This window comes from Halobellus inordinatus, assembly GCF_024498335.1.
Lineage (GTDB): Archaea > Halobacteriota > Halobacteria > Halobacteriales > Haloferacaceae > Haloquadratum > Haloquadratum inordinatus.
Genome location: NZ_CP101825.1, coordinates 942,740 through 966,294 on the forward strand (window position 1 = coordinate 942,740; position 23,555 = coordinate 966,294).

Annotated in this window: 25 protein-coding genes and 1 tRNA gene; 17 read left to right on the forward strand and 9 right to left on the reverse strand. The window is 67.1% G+C overall.

The features are described from left to right. Positions 1 to 47 precede the first annotated feature (47 nt). Positions 48 to 719: a potassium channel family protein gene (locus tag NO362_RS04860; RefSeq protein WP_256546327.1), complete on the reverse strand. Its 672-nt coding sequence runs from the start codon at positions 717 to 719 to the stop codon at positions 48 to 50. A gap of 42 nt (positions 720 to 761) precedes the next feature. Further along, positions 762 to 1,379 (reverse strand): DUF2238 domain-containing protein, encoded by a 618-nt coding sequence (locus tag NO362_RS04865; RefSeq protein ID WP_256546328.1) that lies wholly within the window; start codon positions 1,377 to 1,379, stop codon positions 762 to 764. Positions 1,380 to 1,498: 119 nt separating this feature from the next. Between NO362_RS04865 and NO362_RS04870 the strand changes: the two genes are divergently transcribed. Further along, positions 1,499 to 2,122 carry a metal-dependent hydrolase gene (locus NO362_RS04870; protein WP_256546329.1) on the forward strand — a complete coding sequence of 208 codons (624 nt, stop codon included), beginning with the start codon at positions 1,499 to 1,501 and terminating at the stop codon, positions 2,120 to 2,122. Positions 2,123 to 2,557: 435 nt separating this feature from the next. Here the strand turns inward: NO362_RS04870 and NO362_RS04875 are convergent. Together NO362_RS04875 and NO362_RS04880 are read right to left on the reverse strand one after the other, a co-directional pair. Further along, positions 2,558 to 2,629 (reverse strand) — tRNA-Thr (locus NO362_RS04875). Positions 2,630 to 2,724: 95 nt separating this feature from the next. After that, positions 2,725 to 3,423, reverse strand: coding sequence for a DUF7114 family protein (locus NO362_RS04880; protein ID WP_256546330.1), 699 nt, complete (start codon positions 3,421 to 3,423; stop codon positions 2,725 to 2,727). A 279-nt stretch (positions 3,424 to 3,702) separates the two neighbouring features. Here NO362_RS04880 and NO362_RS04885 point away from each other — a divergent pair, with 279 nt between their 5' ends. Continuing rightward, on the forward strand, positions 3,703 to 4,326 hold the full coding sequence (locus tag NO362_RS04885) for a riboflavin synthase (protein ID WP_256546331.1): 624 nt from the start codon (positions 3,703 to 3,705) through the stop codon (positions 4,324 to 4,326). Between the two features lie 15 nt (positions 4,327 to 4,341). On the opposite strand, the gene NO362_RS04890 is transcribed toward NO362_RS04885, so the two are convergent. After that, positions 4,342 to 5,346 (reverse strand): PrsW family intramembrane metalloprotease, encoded by a 1,005-nt coding sequence (locus NO362_RS04890; protein WP_256546332.1) that lies wholly within the window; start codon positions 5,344 to 5,346, stop codon positions 4,342 to 4,344. Between the two features lie 124 nt (positions 5,347 to 5,470). On the opposite strand from NO362_RS04890, the gene NO362_RS04895 reads away from it, so the two are divergent. The 14 genes from NO362_RS04895 (at position 5,471) to hisE (ending at position 18,074) form a co-directional block, all read left to right on the forward strand. Next, positions 5,471 to 5,845, forward strand: coding sequence for a DUF7532 family protein (locus NO362_RS04895; RefSeq protein WP_256546333.1), 375 nt, complete (start codon positions 5,471 to 5,473; stop codon positions 5,843 to 5,845). Positions 5,846 to 5,867: 22 nt separating this feature from the next. Next, positions 5,868 to 7,349: a ribonuclease FAU-1 family protein gene (locus NO362_RS04900; RefSeq protein WP_256546334.1), complete on the forward strand. Its 1,482-nt coding sequence runs from the start codon at positions 5,868 to 5,870 to the stop codon at positions 7,347 to 7,349. Between the two features lie 223 nt (positions 7,350 to 7,572). Next, positions 7,573 to 8,802 (forward strand): translation initiation factor IF-2 subunit gamma, encoded by a 1,230-nt coding sequence (locus NO362_RS04905; RefSeq protein ID WP_256546335.1) that lies wholly within the window; start codon positions 7,573 to 7,575, stop codon positions 8,800 to 8,802. A gap of 78 nt (positions 8,803 to 8,880) precedes the next feature. Beyond that, positions 8,881 to 9,264 carry a type II toxin-antitoxin system VapC family toxin gene (locus NO362_RS04910; RefSeq protein ID WP_233560589.1) on the forward strand — a complete coding sequence of 128 codons (384 nt, stop codon included), beginning with the start codon at positions 8,881 to 8,883 and terminating at the stop codon, positions 9,262 to 9,264. 3 nt (positions 9,265 to 9,267) lie between these two features. Further along, a complete protein-coding gene (locus tag NO362_RS04915; protein ID WP_121569035.1) occupies positions 9,268 to 9,846 on the forward strand; it encodes a DNA-directed RNA polymerase in 579 nt (192 codons plus the stop codon). After that, entirely contained in the window at positions 9,847 to 10,044 is a 198-nt protein-coding gene (gene spt4, locus NO362_RS04920; RefSeq protein WP_121569034.1) for a transcription elongation factor subunit Spt4, read from the forward strand. It abuts the gene before it with no gap. Between the two features lie 4 nt (positions 10,045 to 10,048). After that, on the forward strand, positions 10,049 to 10,582 hold the full coding sequence (locus tag NO362_RS04925; RefSeq protein ID WP_256546336.1) for a GTP-dependent dephospho-CoA kinase family protein: 534 nt from the start codon (positions 10,049 to 10,051) through the stop codon (positions 10,580 to 10,582). 189 nt (positions 10,583 to 10,771) lie between these two features. Beyond that, positions 10,772 to 11,086 carry a 30S ribosomal protein S24e gene (locus tag NO362_RS04930; RefSeq protein WP_121569032.1) on the forward strand — a complete coding sequence of 105 codons (315 nt, stop codon included), beginning with the start codon at positions 10,772 to 10,774 and terminating at the stop codon, positions 11,084 to 11,086. A gap of 26 nt (positions 11,087 to 11,112) precedes the next feature. Beyond that, on the forward strand, positions 11,113 to 12,708 hold the full coding sequence (locus NO362_RS04935; protein ID WP_256546337.1) for a bifunctional N(6)-L-threonylcarbamoyladenine synthase/serine/threonine protein kinase: 1,596 nt from the start codon (positions 11,113 to 11,115) through the stop codon (positions 12,706 to 12,708). A 97-nt stretch (positions 12,709 to 12,805) separates the two neighbouring features. Then, entirely contained in the window at positions 12,806 to 13,084 is a 279-nt protein-coding gene (locus tag NO362_RS04940) for a DUF5808 domain-containing protein (RefSeq protein ID WP_256546338.1), read from the forward strand. A gap of 105 nt (positions 13,085 to 13,189) precedes the next feature. Continuing rightward, the gene (locus NO362_RS04945) at positions 13,190 to 13,849 is read left to right on the forward strand and encodes a non-canonical purine NTP pyrophosphatase (RefSeq protein ID WP_256546339.1); all 660 of its coding nucleotides are present in this window, start codon (positions 13,190 to 13,192) and stop codon (positions 13,847 to 13,849) included. A gap of 184 nt (positions 13,850 to 14,033) precedes the next feature. Continuing rightward, the gene (locus tag NO362_RS04950; protein WP_256546340.1) at positions 14,034 to 15,737 is read left to right on the forward strand and encodes a methyl-accepting chemotaxis protein; all 1,704 of its coding nucleotides are present in this window, start codon (positions 14,034 to 14,036) and stop codon (positions 15,735 to 15,737) included. An 84-nt stretch (positions 15,738 to 15,821) separates the two neighbouring features. Further along, entirely contained in the window at positions 15,822 to 17,687 is a 1,866-nt protein-coding gene (locus tag NO362_RS04955) for a PINc/VapC family ATPase (RefSeq protein ID WP_256546341.1), read from the forward strand. Positions 17,688 to 17,771: 84 nt separating this feature from the next. Then, positions 17,772 to 18,074, forward strand: coding sequence for a phosphoribosyl-ATP diphosphatase (hisE, locus tag NO362_RS04960; RefSeq protein ID WP_256546342.1), 303 nt, complete (start codon positions 17,772 to 17,774; stop codon positions 18,072 to 18,074). A gap of 27 nt (positions 18,075 to 18,101) precedes the next feature. On the opposite strand, the gene npdG is transcribed toward hisE, so the two are convergent. The 4 genes from npdG to NO362_RS04980 form a co-directional block, all read right to left on the reverse strand. Further along, a complete protein-coding gene (gene npdG, locus NO362_RS04965; RefSeq protein ID WP_256287728.1) occupies positions 18,102 to 18,770 on the reverse strand; it encodes an NADPH-dependent F420 reductase in 669 nt (222 codons plus the stop codon). 95 nt (positions 18,771 to 18,865) lie between these two features. Then, a complete protein-coding gene (locus tag NO362_RS04970; RefSeq protein ID WP_256546343.1) occupies positions 18,866 to 19,081 on the reverse strand; it encodes a hypothetical protein in 216 nt (71 codons plus the stop codon). Continuing rightward, a complete protein-coding gene (locus tag NO362_RS04975; protein WP_256546344.1) occupies positions 19,078 to 19,455 on the reverse strand; it encodes a hypothetical protein in 378 nt (125 codons plus the stop codon). Before NO362_RS04975 ends, NO362_RS04970 begins: the two co-directional genes overlap by 4 nt. 88 nt (positions 19,456 to 19,543) lie before the next feature. Then, complete coding sequence (locus NO362_RS04980; protein WP_256546345.1) at positions 19,544 to 20,410, reverse strand: TIGR01548 family HAD-type hydrolase; 867 nt, start codon at positions 20,408 to 20,410, stop codon at positions 19,544 to 19,546. A gap of 200 nt (positions 20,411 to 20,610) precedes the next feature. Between NO362_RS04980 and leuS the strand changes: the two genes are divergently transcribed. Next, on the forward strand, positions 20,611 to 23,499 hold the full coding sequence (leuS, locus tag NO362_RS04985; protein ID WP_256546346.1) for a leucine--tRNA ligase: 2,889 nt from the start codon (positions 20,611 to 20,613) through the stop codon (positions 23,497 to 23,499). The last annotated feature ends 56 nt before the right edge of the window (positions 23,500 to 23,555 follow it).

Below are 23,555 nucleotides of genomic sequence, written 5' to 3' on the forward strand. Positions count from 1 at the left end.
CGTCGTCCCCCGCGACGACGCATACAGTTCTCGGTTCCGAGTGTCGACTACGCAGTTGCGCTGTCCGGTCCGAGAAGCGCCGATTTCATCCGTTCGAGGCCGTCCTCCTCGACTACGAGCGCCAACTGGTCACCGGGCTCGATGACCGTCCCCGGGAGCGGAATCGTCATCGGCTCCCGGTCGCGGCCGTGTGCGTAGACGCGGCCGAAGTCGTCGAGGTCGACGTCGTTGACTTTCTGTCCGACCACCGGCGCGTCCTCGGGAATCGTCACCGTCGTCAGCCGCAACTGCTCGGTCAGTTCGCCGATGGCGTTGAAGCTCCCGCCGAGTAGCGCCGTCTTCGCGCCGGCCGCACCGAGGCGTTCCGGGTAGATGACCTCGTCGACGTCTTCGGCGTACCGCTCGTAGATCTCCTCTCTGTAGTCCTCGCTGATCCGCATCGCGACCCGGCACCCGAACTGCTTGCCGATCATACAGGCGGCGAAGTTCGCGTTCGGGTCGCCGGTGAGGCCGCCGAGCGCCGCTGCGTTCTCGACGCCGGCGCGCTTCAACACCGACTCGTTGCTGCCGTCGCCCTCGACGACCTCGAATCCGGCCTCGCGGGCCCGGTCGGCCTTGTCGGGGTCGTTCTCGACGACTACGACCGGGTGGCCCTCCTCGTGGAGAATCCGGGCCGTCCGCGCGCCCACTCGTCCGTACCCAACGATAATGAACGTCATATGACAACGTAACACACTCGGAGTACAAAAGCGTAGACCCGGTCACACCGCGAGCCGCTCTCGGAGCTGTTCGGTCAGTTCGGTGAGACGTTCGGTTCCGAACAGCGCGACGAGGATCGCGCCGACGGTATCGAAGACGAGATCGAGGATCGTATCTTCGAGTCCGTACTGGACGAGGACGTCCTCGATCCCGAGCGTCGCTGTGGCCTGTCGTGCCGCGAACTCCAGCACTTCCCAGAACACGCCGAGTGCGAGCGTGAACAGCAGCAAGAACAACGAGAGAAACCGCGGCGGGAACGAGACCTCCTCGGAGTGGAGGTCGATCGCCCGCGTCGCAGCGTAGCCCACGGCCGCGACGAGCATCGCCGAGAGCGTGTGCGTCAGGTGGTCGTACCACCAGACCTCCTCGTAGAGACCGACCATTCCCAGCGTGTGCAACGACACGGCGAGCGTCACGACGAACGTCAGTTCCGGGGAGAGGCGAACGTCCCAGTCGCGCTCTAACAGCGCTGGGAGGTACGTGACCGCAAGTGCGACGACGGCGTTGATGATGACGCTGAGGTTCCGCGTCGCGATGCCGTATCCGAGGATGATGGCGACGCTCATCCGCATTCCGCTGGCTGCCTGTCTCGCCGCCTCCGAACGGGATGGCAGCCACATACCCCTCCTAGACGTTCCGTAGTAAAAAGCCCGGCAGGTATTCTGACCTTCCTGCACCAACAGATATGGTATCGAGATACACGCAACGGTCTTAGGGCTCATCGCCCTATGCACCGATGATGATGGCTACCACGCACGCGCTCGCAGGCGTCGTGCTCGCCGTTCTCGTCGGCGTGCTCTTCCCTGAGAGCGCCGCTGGAACCTCGTCGATCCCCATCGCTGCCGCCGCCCTCGGTGGGCTGTTCCCCGACTTCGACCTCTATGCGGGTCACCGTCGGACGCTGCACTTCCCGGTGTACTTCACGGCCGCGGCAGCCGTCGCCGGAGCCGTCGCTGTCGCCGTTCCCACGACGCTCACCGTCGCTGCCGCGCTGTTCCTCGCTGCAGCGGCGCTGCACTCGGGGATGGACGCGCTCGGCGGCGGACTGGAGCTGAAACCGTGGCTCGGGACCTCCGAACGGGCGGTCTACAGCCACTACCACGGCCGCTGGATCCGTCCGCGGCGCTGGATCCGCTACGACGGCGCGCCCGAGGATCTGCTGGCCGCCGCCGTGTTCGCGGTCCCGGCGGTGTACGCCTTCGACGGCGTCGTCGAGACCGCCGTCTTCGTCGCTGTCGGTATCTCTGCAGTGTACGTCCTCCTACGCAAGCCGATGGTGACCGTCGCCCAGATCGCCGTCGACGCGCTCCCTCCGCACTTCGTCGACCGGCTCCCGGCCCGGTTCGTCGAGGACTTCCAGTAATTCGCTCTCGATCTGTTCCGTCCACTTTTTCGGCAACTTCTTTCGATTATTCGAAACGCGACCGCTCCCGTTCGCTCTGTCCCCAACCGATATTAGGAGTATGTATGTGTATGTCCAGAAGTATTTTGAGATAGTGTGTTGTTTACGGGAGTATGTCCTCGAAAAGTGGACTAACGCCGATCGAATCCCATACCGAGTACACGCACACCCGGTTTCGGTGTCCCCGCTGCGGGACCGTGGTACCGGAGGAAGACGAGAGCGCGCTGTGTGTAAAGTGCGAACGGGCGACGAGCGCGTGATCGGTCGGTCAACTCGACTCGTTTTGTCTGACGCCGCTCGATCGGTAGCGACGGGTACGGAGAGCACACGGCCGCAATTCACGGTCGCTGCCGGACACGACGGCTACAGACTCGAATAGCCCGAAAAATCCGAAGAAGCCTAGGCCGGGATTTGAACCCGGGGTCTCGTCCTTACCAAGGACGCGCTTTACCGCTAAGCTACCCAGGCGCGTTTCTCCGTAGCGCGGATTCGTCTTTAGGCGTTTCGATTCCCGGCGGTGACGTGTGCGATACGAACTCACGCGACAGGTCGGACTTCGGGCGTCAGGAGTCGGTCGCAGAAGAGGGTACGCGGTCGTCCGAACCGCCGCCGACGGTCGACAGCGACGCGATGCGCTCGGTCGTCGACTCCGAGAATGCGGCGTCGGCTGACTGGAGCCGTCCACCGCGGTCGCACTCGCGGCCCAACTCCGAGGCGTATTCGAGTACGGCGGGCGAGGGCGTCTCCCCGACGGCCGTCATCCCGGCGACGACGGCGAGCGCGAAGACGTCGGCTTCGAGGTTCCGGTCTAAGGAGTCGACGTCGGCGCCTTCGCCACGTCTGAGCGTCTGATCCCGCCCGAAGGCGCGGACGACGTCGACCGCGCGGTCTGCGGCGTCGGTCCGGGCCAGCAGGTAGAACCCACGCGAGACGAGCACGTCTGCGGCGAGCACGTCGAGGTCGGCGTCGATGTCGCCGCTGACGTCGCTCTCGTCGGTCAGCGTCCAGGGCTCGTCGTGTGCGAGCGACCGTGTGAGCCGTAGCCCCTCGTAGATCAACTGCACGCCGGCGGCGCGCTCTGCGAGCCCATCGGTATCGGTGTCTACTCCGGTTTCGGGTGCGCGAGCGCTCACCAGCGCCAGGACGGCTGGCGTCATCGGCGCAACAGAGAGGCGATCGAACAGCACCTCGCGGAGTCGGTCGGGCTCGATGTTGTCGACCGCCTCGTGCGCGGCGTCACGGACCCGCACGGCGTCGTCCATCGACCACTCCTAGCGGCGGGAACGGCAAAGACCTTTGGAAACCCACCGATCCGCTGGCGGCGCCGGGATGGACGGTGCCGCCCGCCGGTCGTCTGCACGGTCGCGAGACGGCTCAACGCCTGATGGTATGGTATCTCTTAGGTCGGTCGTTTGAACCCCGGGCCGGCACCCGGATTTGCGGCGCGGAACGCTCGCCACAGTTACTGCCGGTAGTCGGCCTCGACGTCGACCGCACCACCGTTCCGAGACGCTTTTCGGAACTGAACCCAACAGAGCAGTATGTTCACCGGCATCGTCGAGACGACGGGCACCGTCGTCGAGGCAACCGACGACGAGGGCGGCCGCCGCATCCGCATCGAACCGGACGAGGGGGCCGAGTACTCGGATCTCCACCACGGCCAGTCGATCGCCGTCAGCGGCGTCTGTCTGACCGTCGAAGCGTTCCAGACCGATCCGGCCCAGTTCGAGGTGTTTCTCGCCGCAGAGACCGTCGCAAAGACCTATCTGGGAACGGTCGCGGCGGGCGATCGCGTGAACCTCGAACGCGCCCTCGCCGCCGACGGCCGCTTCGACGGCCACCTCGTACAGGGTCACGTCGACACGACGACCGAAGTCACGGGCATCGAGCGCGTCGGCGACGACTGGGTGTTCGAGTTCGACCTTCCAGAATCGATCGCGCGCTACGTCGTCGCGAAGGGGTCGATCGCACTCGACGGTATCAGCCTCACCGTCGCCGAGCGCGGGCCCGAGCGCTTCGGCGTCGCGATCATCCCGACGACGTACGAGTTGACGACGCTCTCGGAGAAGTCGGTCGGCGATCCGATCCACGTCGAGGTCGACGTGGTCGCGAAGTACGTCGAACAGATGGTGTCTGGGTACGCCGACGCCCTCGGCGACGACTGACGCCGTTCGGATCTCCTACTCGAACTCGGTCAACTCAGAGTCGAAGTCCGACTCGGCCGTTTTCGGCGCGTGCGCCCGCTTGTAGCAGTCCCGATACCGCCGGATCTTCCGCAGCAGAAACAGCCCGAAGATGCCGTCGTAAATGATGACGTAGACCAGGTACGGCGCCAGCCCCGTGAAGCCGGTCGCGATCGAGATAGCCGCCGTGCCGATTCCGACGGTCGTGTTGTACGTCGCGTGAACGAACGACGCGAGTAAGATTCCCTTGACGACGATCGGGCCGCGCTTGCCGGGGTTGAACTTCGCGAGCCCGAGGTAGTAGCCGGCGATAGCCGAGTAGATCACGTGTCCCGGCCCCGCGAGCGCCCGGACGGCTGTGATCCCGCCACCGGCGCCGATGAGCCCGAGCCCGAGGTCGAGGCCCTGATTCGGGAGTTGGCGAGTGATGTAGAGCGCGTTCTCGATGACGGCGAAGCCGAGGCCGGCCATCGCGCCGTAGACCGTCCCGTCGAGGACGGCGTCGAAGCGGGTGTCGGTGTAGGCGTACAGCCGCACGGCCAGGAGCTTCACGGTCTCTTCGACCGGCCCGACGACGAGGAAGAAGAACAGCGCCGAACCCAAGAATCCGAGGACGCGGAAGTACGGCTGGAGGACGGTGTTGAGCACGGCGGCGAAGTTCGCCGTCAACACGCCGAGGAGGAACGTCGCGACCAGGAGCGACAGCGGCTCGCTGGAGGTCACGTCCGTCGAGTAGACGTACGCCGCCAGTCCGATCGCGGGGATCGCCGAGAGGACCGTGAGCAGCCCCGTCTGCGGATCGGTCAAGGCCGCGAACCCGCCGATCCCGAGCAGAAGGAGAAACGCGAACAACACCACGGCGAGGCGGGCGGATCCGGCGACGACCCGCCAGATCAGCGCTGCGGCTCTGTCGACCAGCGTTCGCTCCTCCCACGTCGCGACGTCGTAGAGGTCCTGCGAGCCATCGGACGCCTCCTCGACCGGATCCCGTCGCCTCGTCATCGACGGCGGCTTCACACCCCGCTACCTAAGGTCTTCGGCCCCTGGCAGCTCACAGCGAGTCTCACTCACCTGCGCGGCCGACAGGCTGGATTCAAAACCCGCCCGCTCCTAGCGACGCGTACCGATGCACTTCGACCAGCGGACACAGGCTGCGCTACAGGACGTCGGACTCTCTCGCGAGGACATCCGCGAGGCGTCACAGCTCGTCTCGGCGGCCGTCGAGCGCGACGCCGCCGACCTCCGCGAGTTCTTCGAGTGCGACGTCGTCTACTCCGATATGGAGAAGGCACACAGCACCGACGACATCCACGAACACGACGTCGAGTTCCTCGACCTCTTCACGCACGGGGGCGACCTCCGTGGCTACCTCCGTTTCGACACCTGGGGCGTCCCGGTCGAGGACGGGCGTATCCTCTCCGAGGAGGTCGTCGAGCTCTCGCTCGGTCCGACCGTCCACGACCGCGTCCGGTTCGCGCACGACGAGGACGCGTTGCGATGAGCCGACCGGAGGATCTGCGCCGATGAGTGACGACGAGAACGGGGGCGAGCGTGCCGACGCGGCCGCCAACGACGCCACCGACGTGGCGAACGTCCGCGTCCGCGGCATCTACACCACCGCCGTCACGCATCTGCTCCTGGACGCGGGCCACACGGTCGTCCAGGCCTCCGAGCCGATCCGCGAGCGGTTCGACGCCGACTTCGGCGATGCGACCCACGAGGTGACGGTCGCGACGACGAGCGACCGGCAAGGAGTGGGCGTCCACGGCGACGCCGACGCCGTCGCGACCGTCGACGGCGAACTCCGGGGAGTCGGCCGCGACACGTTCGCGTGGGACGATCCGACGCCGCCGGGCGCGGTCTTCGACGCCCGCGTGACGGACACGCTCGGTTCCGGTGCGATCTGTGATCTCGGAGACGCCGAGGGATTCCTCCCGTACAGCGACGCCGACGAGTACGTCGACGAGGGTGACACCGCCCGCGTGCAGGTCCGCGAGAGCGCGCCGCCGTGGGTCGACCACCGCGCGCAACTCGGCACCGAGATCCGGGCCGACGGCGGCCTCGCGTCGCTCGTTCGCGGCCGCGACGGCGTCACGGTCGACACCCGCGACGACGCCGCCGGGCGCGAACTCGCCGGGATGACCGAGTTCCTCTCGGTCGAAGCTCCAGACGGCTGGGGCATCGAGTGGTCCCACGCCGCCACCCGCGCCGATATGGACGCGCTCGAAGCCGCACTCGAACGCGCCGTCGACCGGACGGACGCACTCACCGCGGCGCTCGACGAGCCGTCCCAGTCCGACGGAACGGAGGTCGGCCTCCACGCCGCGCCGACAACCGGCCGCTGGCTGTGGTTCGGCCGCGAGTCGCGCTTCGCGCTCGACGACGCCCGTCGCGCGGTCGCCGCGACGATGCCGGGACACCACCGGACGAAGGCAGCGAGCGAATCCGCCAGCGCCGGCGTCGATCTCGCGGAGGCGCTGTGCGGCCCCGGTGAGGGAAGCGAGTTCCCGTTCGAGGTCGTGACCCGGCAGTTCGGCCCCGTCGAGGGCGATTTCGTCGAGATCGAGCACGGGAAACCCGATGGCCGGGCGTTCTCGCTCGGCCGGGGCGAAGTCACCGACTGGGACGCAGACGGGACGATCGCCGTGACGCGGACGCTCTCGGGCGGCGGCACCTACGACGCGCTCGGAACGACGCGCGAGGATGGCGACACCGCGCTGACGAAATTCCGCGAGGGCCGCTGGTGGTACCCGACTGTCTACCGGAGCGCCGACGGCGACGCGAAAGGCACCTACGTCAACGTCTGTACGCCCGTCGAGTGCTTCCCCGACGAGATCCGGTACGTCGACCTCCACGTCGACGTCGTGAAACACCCCGACGGCACGGTCGAGCGCGTCGACGACGACGAACTCGACGCGGCGGTCGACGCGGGGCTGGTCCCGGACGCGGCCGCGGAGAAAGCGCGGTCGGTAGCGACGAGTCTGGAACGCGCGCTCTCGGATTGAAGTGGCGCGCGGATGCTATCTGATGTGGCGCGCGGATGCTACCCCGGTCGTCGCGGGTGGACGCCGACCCATTGGTTCGGTCCCACATCACACGATCGACCCCTCTGACGGCCGTTTCGCCCCGTTCACGGACGATTTATGCTCCCACAGCGAGTAGAGAACAGCAACTTTATCAGTCGCTCGCGGCGAATTGCTCCCAAGATTACTCTCTAGGAGGTCAATGGTGACACAACAAACACAACAACCGGAGGTGAACATCGGGCTCGTCGGTCACGTCGACCACGGGAAGACGACGCTCGTGCAGGCGCTGTCCGGATCGTGGACGGACCAGCACTCCGAGGAGATGAAGCGCGGCATCTCCATCCGACTGGGGTACGCTGACGCCACGTTCCGGCAGATTCCCGGCGTCGACGCGCCGGAGTGCTACACGGTCGACGAGACCGGCCCAGACGGCGAGGAGACAGAGGTACTCAGAACGGTCTCGTTCGTCGACGCGCCGGGCCACGAGACGCTGATGGCGACGATGCTCTCGGGCGCGGCCATTATGGACGGGGCCGTGCTCGTCGTGAGCGCGACCGAGGACGTCCCGCAGGCCCAGACCGAAGAGCACCTGATGGCGCTCGACATCATCGGGATCGAGAACATCGTCATCGCACAGAACAAGATCGACCTCGTCGACCGCGAGCGCGCGGTCGAGTCCTACGAGCAGATCAAGGAGTTCGTCTCCGGCACCGTCGCCGAGGACGCGCCGATCGTCCCCGTCAGCGCGCAACAGGAAGTGAACATCGACCTCCTCATCGACGCCATCGAGCGGGAGATCTCGACTCCCGAGCGCGACGAGACGGAGTCCCCGCGGCTCTTCGCCGCGCGCTCGTTCGACATCAACCGCCCGGGCACGACCTGGGAGGACCTCTCCGGCGGCGTCGTCGGCGGGTCGGTCGTGCAGGGCAAACTCGCCACGGGCGAGGAACTCGAACTGCGCCCCGGCCGCGAGGTCGAGGAGGGCGGCTCCTCGGAGTGGCAGCCGATCACGACCGAGATTCGCTCGCTGCAGGCCGGCGGCCGCTCCGTCGAGGAGGTCCGCCCCGGCGGTCTCTGCGGCATCGGGACCGGACTCGACCCGAGCCTCACGAAAGGCGACGCACTGGCCGGCCAGGTCGCGGGCGAACCCGGGACGCTACCGCCGACGCGCGAGAAGTTCACGATGGACGTGGAACTGCTCGACCGGATCGTCGGCGAGGACGAGGGCAGCGTCGAGGAGATCTCGACCGGCGAGCCGCTGATGCTCACCGTCGGGACCGCGACGACCGTCGGCTCGGTCACGAGCGCTCGCTCCGGCGAGGCCGAGGTGGCGCTGAAGCGCCCCGTCTGCGCCGAATCCGGCTCGAAGATCGCCATCAACCGCCGCGTCGGCGCTCGCTGGCGACTCATCGGAATCGGAACGCTGCAGTGATCACCGCGAGCGACGCCGCGCGCCGGACGACGAACTGACGCGGAAAGCCACGAGATGACGCCGGGACCCCACGAGACGATGACGACGGTAATACTCGACACGAACGCGCTGATGATGCCGGTCGAACTCGACGTCCGGATCTTCGACGAGCTCGACCGCCTCGTCGGCGCGGACGCGGATCTGGTCACCACCAGATCGGTCGTCGCCGAGCTGGAGAAGCTCAGCGAGTCGGGCAACGGCGCCGAGGCGACGGCTGCGAGCGTCGGTCGGGACCTCGTCTCGCGGTGTCGCATCGTCGAGACCGGCGAATCGTACGCCGACGACGCGGTGGTCGAACTCGCGGAAGCCGAGGGCGATTACGTCCTCACGAACGACAGGCCGCTCCGGGACCGATTGCTCGAACGCGGAATTCGCGTAATCGGTTTAAGGGGCCGAAACACATTGGAAATAACAGAACCATAACGTATGTACAAACGGGTACGACTCAAAGACACAGTCGAGGTGCCGCCAGCGCACCTCGCGGACGTGACGCCACAGCGGGTCAAGCGGCTCCTGCAGGACAAACTCGAAGGACGGATGGACGAAGACGTCGGCAGCGTCGTCAGCGTCATCGACGTCCACGACATCGGCGAGGGGACGGTGCTCCCCGGCCGCGCCGGCGTCTACTACGAGGCGGAGTTCGACGCGATCACCTTCGATCCCTCGATGCAGGAGGTCGTCGACGGCGAGGTCGTCGAGGTCGTCGAGTTCGGCGCCTTCGTCGGCATCGGGCCGGTCGACGGACTGCTGCACGTCTCGCAGATCTCCGACGAGTATCTCGCCTACGACGGCGAGAACCAGCAGCTCGCGTCCACCGAATCGAACCGGACGCTCAGCGTCGGCGACTCCGTCCGCGTGCGGGTCGTCACGAAGAGCATCGACGAGCGCAACCCGCGCGACTCGAAGATCGGCCTCACCGCGAAACAGCCCGGTCTCGGCAAGCACGGGTGGCTCGAAGCCGACCGACAGGCCAACACCGCCACGACCGAGGCGGAGGGAACGTAGATGGCGGAGTCCCGTCTCGCCTGCCGGGAGTGCCACTACATCAACCACGCCGACGCGCAGGCGTGTGAAAACTGCGGATCCAGCAGCCTCACCGAGGACTGGGCGGGCTACGTCGTCATCACGCATCCCGAGCAATCGGAGATCGCCGAGGAGATGAACGTCAGGGAACCGGGCGGCTACGCGCTGAAGGTCCGCTGAACGGATGCTCACCCTGCCAGCGGAGCTGCGTGGCGCGTTCAAAGAGCCGTTCGGCCCCGTCTACGAGGACGCCGAGGCGTTGCTGGCTGACGCCGGACGCCCAGTGATCGCCGTCGGCGACGTCGTCACCTACCACCTCCGGCAGGCCGGCCATATCCCCGCCGTCGCGCTCGTCGACGGCCGGACTGAACGCGAGGCGGTCGACGAGGAGATCAGCGTCGCGCTCTCGGACCCCGAGCACCGTCGGGCGGTCGAAAACGCCCCCGGCGTCATCTCCGAAGCCCTGCTCGTTGCGCTCGTCGACGCCCTCGACGCCGACGTCCCCATCACCATCGTCGTCGACGGCGAGGAGGACCTCGCGGCGCTTCCAGCCGTTCTCGCCGCCCCGACGGGCGCGACAGTCGTCTACGGCCAGCCCGGAGAGGGGATGGTCCGCGTCGAGGTGACGGCGGACGCGAAAGCCGAGATGCGCTCGCTGTTCGAGCGGATGGAAGGCGACGTCGACGCCGCGCTGGCGACGCTCGGCGTCGAGGACTGACCCGACTCCGACGCCGTGACTGTCGCGGCGCTGACAACAGCCGGTCGTCTGAGCTACTGACTCCGATTGCCAGTTCCGGCACTGGATCGGAAACGCGTCGTGAAAACGGCCTCTCGACCGATTTTCTCACCGCTCTACCCCTTCGAAATCCTTTTACTCCTTTCGGATGGATGGTAGAACAACTGAACCATGGAAATCGACATTATCTCCGAGGACGAGAACCCGATGTTGCATCGGTCCGACGTCCGGTTCGAGATCGTTCACGAGGATGCGACGCCGTCTCGACTCTCCGTTCGCGACAGTCTCGCGGCGAAACTCAACAAGGACTCCGACGAGGTCGTCGTCCACGAACTCGATACGAAGTTCGGAATGCGAAAGACCGTCGGCTACGCGAAGGTCTACGACTCCCCGGATTTCGCCCGCGACATCGAGCAGGATTATATGCTCGACCGGAACAAGATCGAGGCCGAGGAAGGCGGCGAAGCGGAAGCCGAAGAAGCCTGATTCGGCCCTAACGAGTACTTTTTTCGATGCGAATCGTCGGAATCGAAGGAACCGCGTGGGCCGCTAGCGCCGCGCTCTACGACACCGAGACCGACGAGGTCGTCATCGAATCCGATCCCTACCAGCCCGACAGCGGCGGTATTCACCCGCGCGAGGCGGCCGAACATATGGGCACGGCCATCCCCGACGTCGTCGCGACGGTTCTCGATCAGGCCGCCGAAACCGCCGATGGCGACGGTCTCGACGTCGACGCCGTGGCGTTCTCCCGCGGACCCGGTCTCGGCCCGTGTCTCCGCATCGTCGGGACTGCGGCGCGTGCCCTCGCCCAGACGCTCTCGGTCCCGCTGGTCGGCGTCAACCATATGGTCGCCCACCTGGAGATCGGTCGGCACCAGTCCGGCTTCGACTCGCCGGTCTGTCTGAACGCTTCGGGGGCGAACGCACACTTGCTCGGCTATCACAACGGCCGGTACCGCATCCTCGGCGAGACGATGGACACCGGCGTCGGCAACGCCATCGACAAATTCACGCGCCATCTCGATTGGTCCCATCCCGGCGGGCCGAAGGTCGAACAGCGGGCGAAAGACGGCGACTACTACGACCTCCCGTACGTCGTCAAGGGGATGGACTTCTCGTTTTCGGGCATTATGTCCGCGGCGAAAGACGCCGTCGACGACGGCGTCCCGGTCGAAGACGTCTGCGCCGGCCTCCAGGAGACGATCTTCGGGATGCTGACGGAGGTCGCAGAGCGGGCGCTGTCGCTGACGGGGACGGACGAACTCGTCCTCGGCGGCGGCGTCGGGCAGAATGCGCGGCTCAGAGCGATGCTCGCGTCGATGTGCGAACAGCGCGGCGCGGACTTCTACGCGCCGGAACCGCGGTTCCTGCGGGACAACGCGGGGATGATCGCGGTGCTCGGCGCGAAGATGTATGCCGCCGGCGACACCCTCGACGTCGCCGATTCCTCCGTCGACCCCAACTTCCGACCCGACGAGGTGCCCGTCACGTGGCGCGGCGAGGGGGAGTCGGTCGTCAGAGACCCCAGCGCGTCGGGGACGATCCGCGGCGCGGAGGCGACAGTCACCTTCGAGGACGACCGGGTGATCAAACGCCGCGTACCCAAAGCGTACCGCCACCCGGCGCTCGACGAACGTCTCCGTGCCGAGCGGACCCGCGCGGAGGCGCGCCTGACCAGCGCTGCCCGCCGCGTCGGCGTCCCGACGCCAGTCGTGTACGACATCGACCCGCAGGACGGCACGCTCGTCTTCGAGTACGTCGGCCACGACGACCTCGCGGCGGCGCTCACGGTCGATCGGTGCCGCGCCGTCGGCCGCCACCTCGCGGCGATCCACGACGCGGGCTTCGTCCACGGCGACCCCACGACCCGAAACGTCCGCGTCGGCGAGGAGCGGACGTACCTCGTCGATTTCGGTCTCGGCTACCACACCGGGCACGTCGAGGATCACGCGATGGATCTCCACGTGTTCAAACAGAGCGTTGCGGGGACGGCGGCCGAGTCCGCACCCCTGCTCGACGCCTTCGAGGCGGGCTACGCCGCTGCGGGCGACGCAGAGGTCCGTACCCGGCTTCGAGCGATCGAAGGACGCGGCCGGTATCAGTGAGGATCATCGGGAGTGGACCGCCGGCGCGAAGCGAAAATCGCCCAACGCGGCAGCACGATGCCAAAACGATTTATTAGAGCCCGGCGTACGCTGTCGTATGGTAGACAAACCGCAACAGGGTGAGATTCTCGGGATCCCGTACAACTTCGAGCGCCCCTCGATCGGCCGAATGCTGTCGTCGTACTGGCAGCCCGGCAAGGGAATGCTCGTCAAGAAGCCGTTCGGTATCGGCTACACGCTCAACCTCGCGAACTGGCGCTCGTGGATCGCGCTCGTCGTCGTCGGCGGACTGCTCTGGCAGGAGCAGAAGTCCCGCAGCGACGCCGAGGAAGCCGACGAGGACGAGGGCGGCCCGGTCGAAGTCATCGTCGACTGACCGTTCCACTTTCGACTCCGCCGTCGCCGCGCCGTCGCACTGCGGCGGTCGGACGCGACGCGGAACCGACGACGCTTTCTCCCGACCCGCCCGACCTCGGAGCGAATGCTCCGATACGTCACGACCAACGCGGGCAAGGTGCGCGAGGCCCGCGAGTATCTCGACGGCGTCGAGCAACTGAACTACGACTACACCGAGGTCCAGGCCTCGGATCTCGGCCCCATCGCGGCCCGCGGCGCCCGGGAAGCGTACCGCTACGCGGGCGAGCCGGTCCTCGTCGACGACGCCGGTCTGTTCGTCGAAGGCTTCGAGGGCTTCCCCGGTCCGTACTCCTCGTACGTCGAGGAGACGCTCGGCATCGACGCCGTCCAGCGACTCGTCGCTACCGAGATCGACGCGCCGCGCCGGGCCTCCTTCCAGTGCGTGCTGGCGTACTGCGACGGCGACGACTTCGCGGCATCGCCCGACCCAGTCGACCGCGCGGACCGCAGCGCCGCCGCGGCCGCTGGGGCGGCATCTGTCGACGAAGACGGCAATGGCGACGCCGCCGCGGACGCCGACGCACTCCCCGTGAAACTGTTCCGTGGCTCCGTCCGCGGCCGGATCGTCGAACCGCGCGGTGAGGGCGGCTTCGGCTACGATCCGATCTTCGAACACGACGGGACGACGTTCGCAGAGATGACCGCCGACGAGAAGAACGCCGTCTCACACCGCGGCCGCGCCTTCGCGAAGTTCGCCGAGTGGTTCGAAGACCGCGCGCCCTGACGCCGCCGCTGTCTCGGCTGTCGCCGGCTGACCGATTCTGTTCGAGGCAGCTGCCCACGTCACGTATCGAATCTGATAGCGAGAGGCAAACGTTGATTTAGACAGCTATCTCTCGGCAAATTCTGTTTTCATCTGATGAGAACGCAATGATAGGCTTATGGGATGCGTCCAGAGACGGTAGGGTATGTATCTGCTCGAATCGTACGAACGGCTCCTGTGGGGGACGATGGACGTCCTCGGCGTCTCCCGCTCGGTCGCCCGGAAGGTGCACGTCGCGGTCGGGATCCAGTTCGCGATCTCGGTCGCACAGGCGGCGCTTCCGTGGATCGCCAGCGGGGAGACGCAGACGCTCTTGTCGGCGCTGCTCCTCGTCGGCGCGGTCGTCGCGTTCCTCAATACGGTCCTGATCGTCCGGCGCGACGTCGTCACGCCGATCGATCAGCTCTCGAGGTCCGCGTCTGCCGTCGCGGCCGGTGATCTCTCGACGTCGCCACCGACGACCGACGGCGACGACGAGGTCGCCCAACTGGTCGAAGACTTCGGAGATATGCACGAGCACCTCCAACTCGTGTCCGCGCAGGCGACGGCGATGGCGGATCGAGAGTTCGACGATCCGGTGCTCGAGGAACGACTTCCGGGCGAGTTCGGCGACTCGCTCGGCCGGATGGCCTCAGACCTCACGACGCACACGCGGGCGCTCCAGCAGTTGGTCGACGCCTTCGGCGAGGCGACCGAGCGCGCCCGCGAGGGCGACCTCACAGCGCTGATGCCCGCCGAGAAACTCGCCGCTGAGGACGACCGCTACGGCGAAGTCGCCCGCTCGTACAACGAGTTCCTCCGGACGCTCTCGGCGACGCTCGGCGACGTCCAGACGTTCGCCGACCAGGTCGCAGAAATGAGTTCGGACGCTCAAACGCACGTCCGGCGTGCGACCGAAGCGAGCGAGGCCGTCGCGGCCGCGGTCGACGAGATCGAAGCCGGCGCCGACGAACAGACCGAACACCTCCAGACGGTCGCCTCGGAACTCTCGACGCTCTCGGCGACCGTCGAGGAGATCGCCGCTTCTGCGGACGAGGTCGCGGGGACCGCAGAGCGCGCCGCCGAACGCGGACGCGCCGGCCGCGACGTCGCCACGACGGCGATGGAAGAACTCGACGCCGCCGAGGCCCGAATCGAAGAGACGGCGGCAGCGATGGAGGAACTAGCGGCACACATCGAGGAGATCGACGAGATCGCCGAGTTCATCGACTCGGTCGGCTCCCAGACCGATCTGCTCGCGATCAACGCCTCGATCGAGGCGGCCCACGCCGGCTCCGCCGGTGACGGCTTCGGCGTCGTCGCCGAGGAGGTCAAATCGCTGGCCGAGGAGACCCGCGAGTCCGCCGACGAGGTCTCGACGCTCATCGAAGACGTCACCGAGCGCTCCGAGGAGACGCTCGCGACCGTTCACGAGACCGACCAGCAGGTGAAATCCAGCGTCGAGACCGTCGCGGAGGCCATCGAGGAGTTCGAGTCGATCGTCGACGACGTCGAGGGAATCGACGCGAGCATCCGTGAAGTGAGTAACGCGACCGACCAGCAGGCGGACTCCTCGCAGGACGTCGCCGCCCGCGTCGACGAGGTCGCGAACATCTCCGAGGAGACGACCGCACAGACCGCCGCGGCCGTCGAGGACGCGACCCAGCAGTCGGAGTCGCTCACCGAACTCGAAACGCAGGCAGATCAGCTCTGCGAACGCGCGAACAACCTCGACGACCTCGTCGACTCCTTCGAGATCCTCGAGGAACACCGCGACGAAGGGTTCGAGTGGACGGAGCAACCTGTCAGCGACGCCGACGGCTCCGTGGATGCCGGAGGCCCCGCCGCTAGCGCGGCCTCTGATGACTGACTTCGACGACTCCGTTTTGTCTCGCCGCTGATTGGTCCGCCAGCAGTCTATACCCTTATTTGTCCGCCGGTCGAATCCGGAGATATGAAGATAGTGCCGGACACGAGCGCGGTCATCGACGGTCGCGTGTCCGAGCGAGTCGAGTCGGACGGCGAGGTCACGGTTCTGGTCCCCGAAGCCGTCGTCGGAGAACTCGAATCCCAGGCCAACGACGGCCTCGACACGGGCTGGGCGGGCCTCGAAGAGCTCCAGCGCCTCGCGGAACTCGCCGACGAGGGCGACGTCGACGTCCGGTACGTCGGCCGCCGGACGAAACCCAGCGAGGCCACCGGCGCGCACGAGGGCGACATCGACGCGCTCATCCGCGACATCGCAGAAGAGGAGCAGGCGACGCTTCTCACGAGCGACGTCGTCCAGTCGGAGGTCGCGAAGGCGAAAGGGATCGACGTCGAGTACGTCGAACCGCGCGTCCGCGGTTCCGGCGAACTCGTCATCGAGGAGTTCTTCGACGACCAGACGATGTCGGTCCACCTCAAGACCGGGACGAAGCCGAAAGCCAAGCGCGGCGCCATCGGCGAGATGCACTACCAGACGATCGACGACGAGGTCTCCGACGAGGCGCAGATGAAAGAGTGGGCCGACGACATCGAGGAGACGGCCCGCACCAGTTCCGAGGGCTTTCTCGAACTCTCCGAACCGGGGATGAGCATCGTGCAGTTCCGCGACTACCGCATCGCGGTCGCGCGCCCGCCCTTCGCCGACGGCATCGAGATTACCGCCGTCCGGCCGATCGTCAAGACCGACCTGGATGACTACGAGTTCGCCGACGAACTCCGGGATCGGCTGAAAGAGCGCCAGCGCGGCGTCCTCATCTCCGGGTCTCCCGGAGCCGGGAAATCGACGTTCGCGCAGGCCGTCGCGGAGTTCCTCACCGAGAGCGACTACGCGGTCAAGACGATGGAGAAGCCCCGCGACCTCCAGGTCGGTCCGGACATCACCCAGTACACCGCGCTCGGCGGCGATATGGAGAAGACGGCCGATTCGCTCCTCCTCGTCCGCCCGGACTACACGATCTACGACGAGGTGCGGAAGACGAAGGACTTCGGCGTCTTCGCGGATATGCGCCTCGCGGGCGTCGGGATGGTCGGCGTCGTCCACGCCACGCGCGCCATCGACGCGCTCCAGCGTCTCGTCGGCCGCGTCGAACTCGGGATGATCCCGCAGGTCGTAGACACCGTCGTCTACATCGAAGACGGGCGCGTCGACACCGTCTACGACGTCAAGACGGAGGTGAAAGTCCCCGAAGGACTCACCGCGGAGGACCTCGCACGCCCGGTCATCCAGGTCACGAACTTCGAGACCGGAAAACCGGAGTACGAGATCTACACGTTCAACCGGCAGGTCATCACCGTCCCGCTCACCGGCGACGGAGAGAGCGAGGAGAGCGGCGTCGGCCGCCTCGCCCGCCAGGAGATCGAACGCGAGATCCGCTCGATCGCCCGCGGGCACGTCGACGTCGAACTCAAGGGCCAGAACAAGGCGGTCGTCTACGTCGAGGAGGACGACATCTCCTACGTGATCGGCAAGGGCGGCGGCCGTATCTCCGACGTCGAAGACCGCCTCGGCATCGAGATCGACGTTCGGACGCACGACGAGAAACCGGGTCGCGGCGGCGCGAGTGGAAGCGCCGGCGGCTCCGGGGGTGCAGGCGGCGGCGCCCAGTCCTCCGAGGGCATCGTCGTCACGCCCGAAGTCACCTCCCGGCACGTCGTCGTCCGGATGGACGAACACGTCGGCGAGACCGTCGAGATCCGCGCCGACGGCGAGTACCTCTTCACCGCGACGGTCGGTCGCGGCGGCGACATCCAGGTCTCCCGCGGCAGCGCCATCGCGGACGAACTCGAACAGGCGATCGACCGGAAACAGCGGATCACGGTCCACCCGGCCTGATTCACGGCGTTCGTCGGATCCGCTCAGTCGCACCGGCCCTCGCTGAATCGGACGATTCTTCCCCCGACCGGTGTACTCTCGGGTATGGAATCGGACACGCCGCCGGCGGAGGTGCTCGACGAACTGTTCGCGACGATCGAGGACCGCAAGGAGACGCTACCCGAGGGCTCCTACACGACGTCGCTTTTCACCCACGAGAAGGGGAAAAACGCCGTCTTAGAGAAGATCGGCGAGGAGGCCACCGAGACGATTCTCGCCGCGAAAGACGAAGACGAGGAGGAACTGCTGGCCGAGAGCGCCGACCTCGTCTATCACCTGCTCGTCGTGCTCGCGATGGAGGACGTCACGCTCGACGATCTCCGAACGGAACTCCGCGATCGGTTCTGAGGCGGACCGCAGACCGGGAAAAGAACGCTATCGGAACGAAACGCCTAGGTCGTGCAGGCCGTCGTTGTTCTGGGCGACGTTGATCAACAGCGGCGTCAGCGACTCGACCTCTGCGGCGTTCGCGATGCCGCCGGCGTCGAGCGCGCGGAGGCCGTCGATGTCCTCTGCGATTCCGGCGACGGTGTCTTTCGCGCCCTCGTCCTCGCCCACGAGGAGCGTGTCGATGCCGAGGTCGGCGTCGAGATTCGCGAGGCGCCCGGCCGCGAGGTTGTGGAACGCGCCGACGACGGGCACGTCCTCGGGGGCGGCGTCGGCGACGAGTGCGGTCACGCTGCCCGCGCCCGGTGGGTGGTAGTGGAAGCCGTCCTCGTCGCGCTGCATCCCCGCGGCGGGGGTGACCAGCACGTCGTCCGCATCGAGGCTGTCGGCGACGGCGTCGACCGTGTCCGCGACGTGGTACGGCGGGACGCTGAGGACGACGACGTCAGCCCGATCGGCCGCCATCGCGTTCTCGAAGCCGGTGATCTTCGTCTCGCGGCCGTGTTCTGCAACGGTCTCTTGATACGCGGCGGCGGCGTCGTGTGCGGCGTCGGGGTCCCGAGAGCCGATTACGACATCGTGGTCCGTGTGGTAGGCCCAGCGGAGCGCGAGGCCCTCGCCGACGTCGCCGGTACCGCCGAGAAGTGCAATTCGCATAGGTGGCCGTGAGGAGGCGGTCGGGTAAAGGGTTGCGTGACCGGGGATGGCTGCCGGTGTTCGCCCCTGTGTCGCGGTGTCGCTGGCCGTCTCGCTCACTCCCAGTCGTTCGCTCTCTCCTGTGCCGCCGTCGCCATCGGGAGGTACACGACGAGGAATCCCACCAGGGGAGCGACGATCAGCGTCCCGAGAAGCAGACCCGTTCGGATCGAGGTCTCCGGGGGCAGCAGTCGCCACACGCCGAGTCCGAGGACGTCGACGACGATCACCACTGCGGCGAACCGGAGGAAGTTCGAGCGGACGTCGCTCATACCGTCTCACTCCCGTTCCAGCGCCGCGGATTCAGTCCTTTCGCCTGGGTCGCGACCAGCCAGCCGACTGCGAGCGGGACGAGGCCGCCGACCGGGCCGCCGACGCCGAGCGCACCAAGTGCGAGACGACCGCCGAGCGCGACGCCGAAGAAGACGAGATACTGGACGGTCTGATCGCCCGCTTCCGCCTCCGGCGAGATCGAATCGAGTGCGAACCAGGCGGCCAGCGGGGCGACGACGACGAAGGTGCCGAGGGCGACGCCGAGCGGCAGGAGGCCGGTCGGGTCGGGCGCGAGGACGGTCGTCACGACGACGGCGACGACCGCGGCGAAGATGCCGGCCCAGGCGAGTCGTTCGATGCGAAGCGCGTCCATCGCGTGAGGGTTAGACGGGGACGCAAAAAGCGTGCTCGTTGGGTGCTCGTAGCGCACCTGCCGAGACGCGCTGTCGCCGCCGCCGGACCTACTCGAAGAGCAGCGCCGGGAGGTCGTTCACGGAGTCGACGACGGCGGCCGCGCCGGCGGCCTCGTACGCCCGTCGCCCCGATTCGCCGGTCAGCCCGCCGGTCAGGACGCCGATGCCGTAGTACTCCCGCTCGGGATCGCTCTCGGCGGCGTTGACCGCGGTCTTCACGTCGTCGAGGGTGTCGCCGGCGAAGGCGACGCTGTCGGCGTCGAAGCGCTCTGCGAGCGTCACGAGCGCGTGGGGGTGCGGCTTGCCCTCCTCCCAGTCGTCCATCGTGAAACGGTGCTCGTCGGGAACCGAGAGTCCGACGCGGTCGAGCGCGATGTCGGCCTCCGCCGCGGGGCGTCCCGTGAGGACGCCCACGTCGGCGCGCTGCCGCAGTCGGTCGATCGTCTCGGGTTCGAGAATGATCGGCTCGTCGTGGATGTATCCCGCGGTCTCGAACGGCGGCTCGCCGCCCTCTAGTTCTCGATACAGGTCCGCGCCGAGATACAGCGCCTGGAACGCCTCGCGGAGCCCCTCACGGTCCCACTCGTCGCGGACGGCCGCGAGCGCGTCGGCGTCGAGATGAGCGCTCGCGACCGCTTCGGCGGCGTCGAGACCGCCACCCTGGGATTCTATCTGGTCGGTGAACGCCGAGAGCCCGATCGACGCGCGCGCGTCGACGAGGACGTACAGCGCCGCCGCGTAGGTCACGTCCCAGTCGTTGTTGAAGCCGCCGGCGTCCTTGAACAACTGAACGTCGTCGCGGTCGATCGTCCGGTCGTACAGGCGCTCGACGGACTCCACGATAGCGCGACGATACGAGTCGGCCACGTCGAGGAGCACGCCGTCGATGTCGAGGACGACCGCGTCTGCGTGCATACTCGTAGGCGGCCGGGCGGCGGCCTTAGCGTTGTCCCTTCCCTGTGCGGTCGCGCTTCGTGGGGACCCTCGACCGTGCGAACCAACTCACACCTCCCGACTGTGCGAACCAACTCACACCTCCCGACTGTGCGAACCAACTCACGCCCCGCGGCATCGAGTTAGGAGATATTTTACCGTGGGGTCGCCAGAGAGGAGATATGGACTACGACCCGCAGGAACTCGAAGCGCGGTGGCGCGAGCGGTGGGCCGAGGAGGGTCGCTACGAGGCCGACCCCGTCGGTGCCGACGACCCCGACACCGCCGCCGACGAGGACGCGACGTTCATTACCGTCCCGTATCCGTACCCCAGCGGCGGGATGCACATCGGCCACGCCCGGACGTACACCGTCCCCGACGTCTACGCCCGCTACCGACGCCAGCAGGGCGACAACGTCCTGTTCCCGATCGCCTGGCACGTCACCGGCACGCCGATCATCGGCGCGGTCGAACGGCTGAAGAAGGGGGAAGAAGAGCAACTGTCGGTTCTCCGCGACACCTACAACGTCTCCGAAGACACGCTCGCGGACCTGGAGACGCCGATGGGCTACGCCCGCCACTTCATCGAGCAGCACTACAAGAAGGGGATGAAGAACCTCGGGCTCTCGATCGACTGGCGGCGGGAGTTCACCACCAACGACGACCGCTACTCGCAGTTTATCACCTGGCAGTACGAGACGCTGCGGGACCGCGGCCTCCTGGAGAAGGGGCTACACCCCGTCAAGTACTGCACAAACGAGAAACAGCCGGTCACGACGCACGACTTACTGGAAGGCGAGGAGGCCGAGTTCCAGGAGTACACGCTCGTCCGGTTCGGCCACGGCGACACCGTCGTTCCGATGGCGACGCTCCGCCCCGAGACCGTCCGCGGCGTCACGAACGCCTACATCGACCCCGACGCCGACTACGTGATCGCCGACGTCGACGGCGAGGAGTGGTTCGTCTCCGCGCCCGCCGTCGAGAAACTCCAACTGCAGGGTCACGACGTCACGCCGAAACGCACCGTCGCCGGCGAGCACCTGGTCGGCGAGCGCGTCACGAACCCCATCACGGGTGAGGAGGTCCTCGTCCTGCCTGCGGACTTCGTCGACGCCGAGAACGCCACCGGGGTCGTGATGTCGGTGCCGGCGCACTCGCCGGACGACTACGTCGCACTCCAGGAGGCGAAAGCCGACGACGAGCGGATGCGCGAGTACGGCATCGATCCCGCCGACGTCGAGGAGATCGAACCGATTCCGATTCTCTCGATCGAGGGCTACGGCGACATCCCAGCGAAGACCGCCGTCGAGGAGGCCGGCATCGAGTCCAGCGCTGACCCTGCACTCGAAGAGGCCACGAAGGAGCTGTACAACAGCGAGTTCCACAGCGGCCGCCTGAACGACGAGTACGGGGAGTTCGCCGGCGAGATCGTCGAAGACGTTCGCGGCCGATTCAGGGACGCCTACCGCGACGAGGGCGCGTTCGGCACGATGCAGGAGTTCTCCGAGGAGGTCGTCTGCCGCTGCGGCGGCGACGTCGTCGTCGCCGAACAGGACACGTGGTTCCTGCGCTACAACGACGAGGCGTGGAAGCAGAAAGCCCACGACGTGGTTTCGCGGATGGAGGCGATCCCGGAGAACACCCGCGGCGAGTACGATCACACGATCGACTGGCTGAACGAGTGGCCCTGCATCCGGAACTACGGGCTGGGCACGCGCCTGCCGTGGGACGACGAGTTCGTCATCGAACCGCTGTCGGACTCGACGATCTATATGGCGTACTACACGATCGCCCACCGGCTGGACGAGATCCCCGTCGAGGACCTCGATCGGGAGTTCTTCGACGCGCTGTTCTACGGTGCCGACGCGGTTGAGGACCCCGACGAGCGCGCGCTGGAACTGCGTGCGGAGTGGCTCTACTGGTACCCCGTCACCTACCGCTTCTCGGCGAACGACCTCATCTCGAATCACCTGACGTTCTATCTGTTCCACCACGCCGAACTGTTCGACGAGGCCCAGTGGCCCGCGGGCATCGTCATTATGGGGATGGGTCTGCTCGAAGGCGAGAAGATGTCGTCCTCGAAGGGGCACGTCGTCCTCCCCGGTGCGGCGATCGACGAGTACGGCGCGGACACGGTGCGCTTCTTCCTGCTCAACTCCGCGGAGCCGTGGCAGGACTACGACTGGCGCGCCGAACAGGTCGAGTCCGTGCAGACGCAACTGGAGCGCTTCTGGAACCGCGCCCAAGACGTCGTCGACGACCCCGGCCCGGAGGAACGCCCCGATCTGGCGACGGCGGACCGCTGGCTGCTGTCGCGCCTCCAGCGGACCGTCGCTACGGTCACCGAGGCGATGGAAGGATCCGAGACCCGGACTGCGAGTCAGGCCGCCTTCTACGACTTCGAGGAGGACCTGCGCTGGTACCGCCGCCGGACGGACCGCTCGCGCCCCGCGGCGCGCTGGACGCTTCGGGAGGTCCTGGAGACGCGACTGCGCCTGCTCGCGCCGTTCGTGCCGTTCCTGACGAACGAACTCCACGAACAGTTGACGGGCACGCCTGCGGAGGACGCGCCGTGGCCCGAAGTCGACGACGACCTGCTCGACCGCGGCATCGAGGCCGCGGAAACGCAGATCGAACGGCTCGTCGACGACATCCAGGGCATCCGCCAGTCCCTGCAGAACGCCGACGAGGACGTCCCCGAGGCGGACCCCGACCGCATTCGGGTCACCGTCGCGGCCGACTGGAAGCACGACGTGTTCGGCACGGTCGCCGACCTCGGTGCGGACCAGGGCGCAGTGATGGGCGAAGTGATGCAGGACCCCGATCTCCGCGAGCGCGGCAACGCCGTCAACGACCTCGTCGGTGAACTGATCGAGTTCGCCCGCGGTCGCGACGACGACGAACTCGACGCGCTCGCCGGTCTCGACGAACAGGACGCCTACGAGCGCGCGGCCGACTTCCTCGGCCGGGAGTTCGACGCCGAGATCGTCGTCCAGAAGGAAGGCGAAGACGTCGAAGCGCGCAAGCAGGCGGTCCCGTTCCGGCCCGCGATCGAACTCGAAGCCGAGTAGGGTACATACTGTCGGACAGACGTTCGTGAATTATGTTGGCACCCACGGGGTGCCGA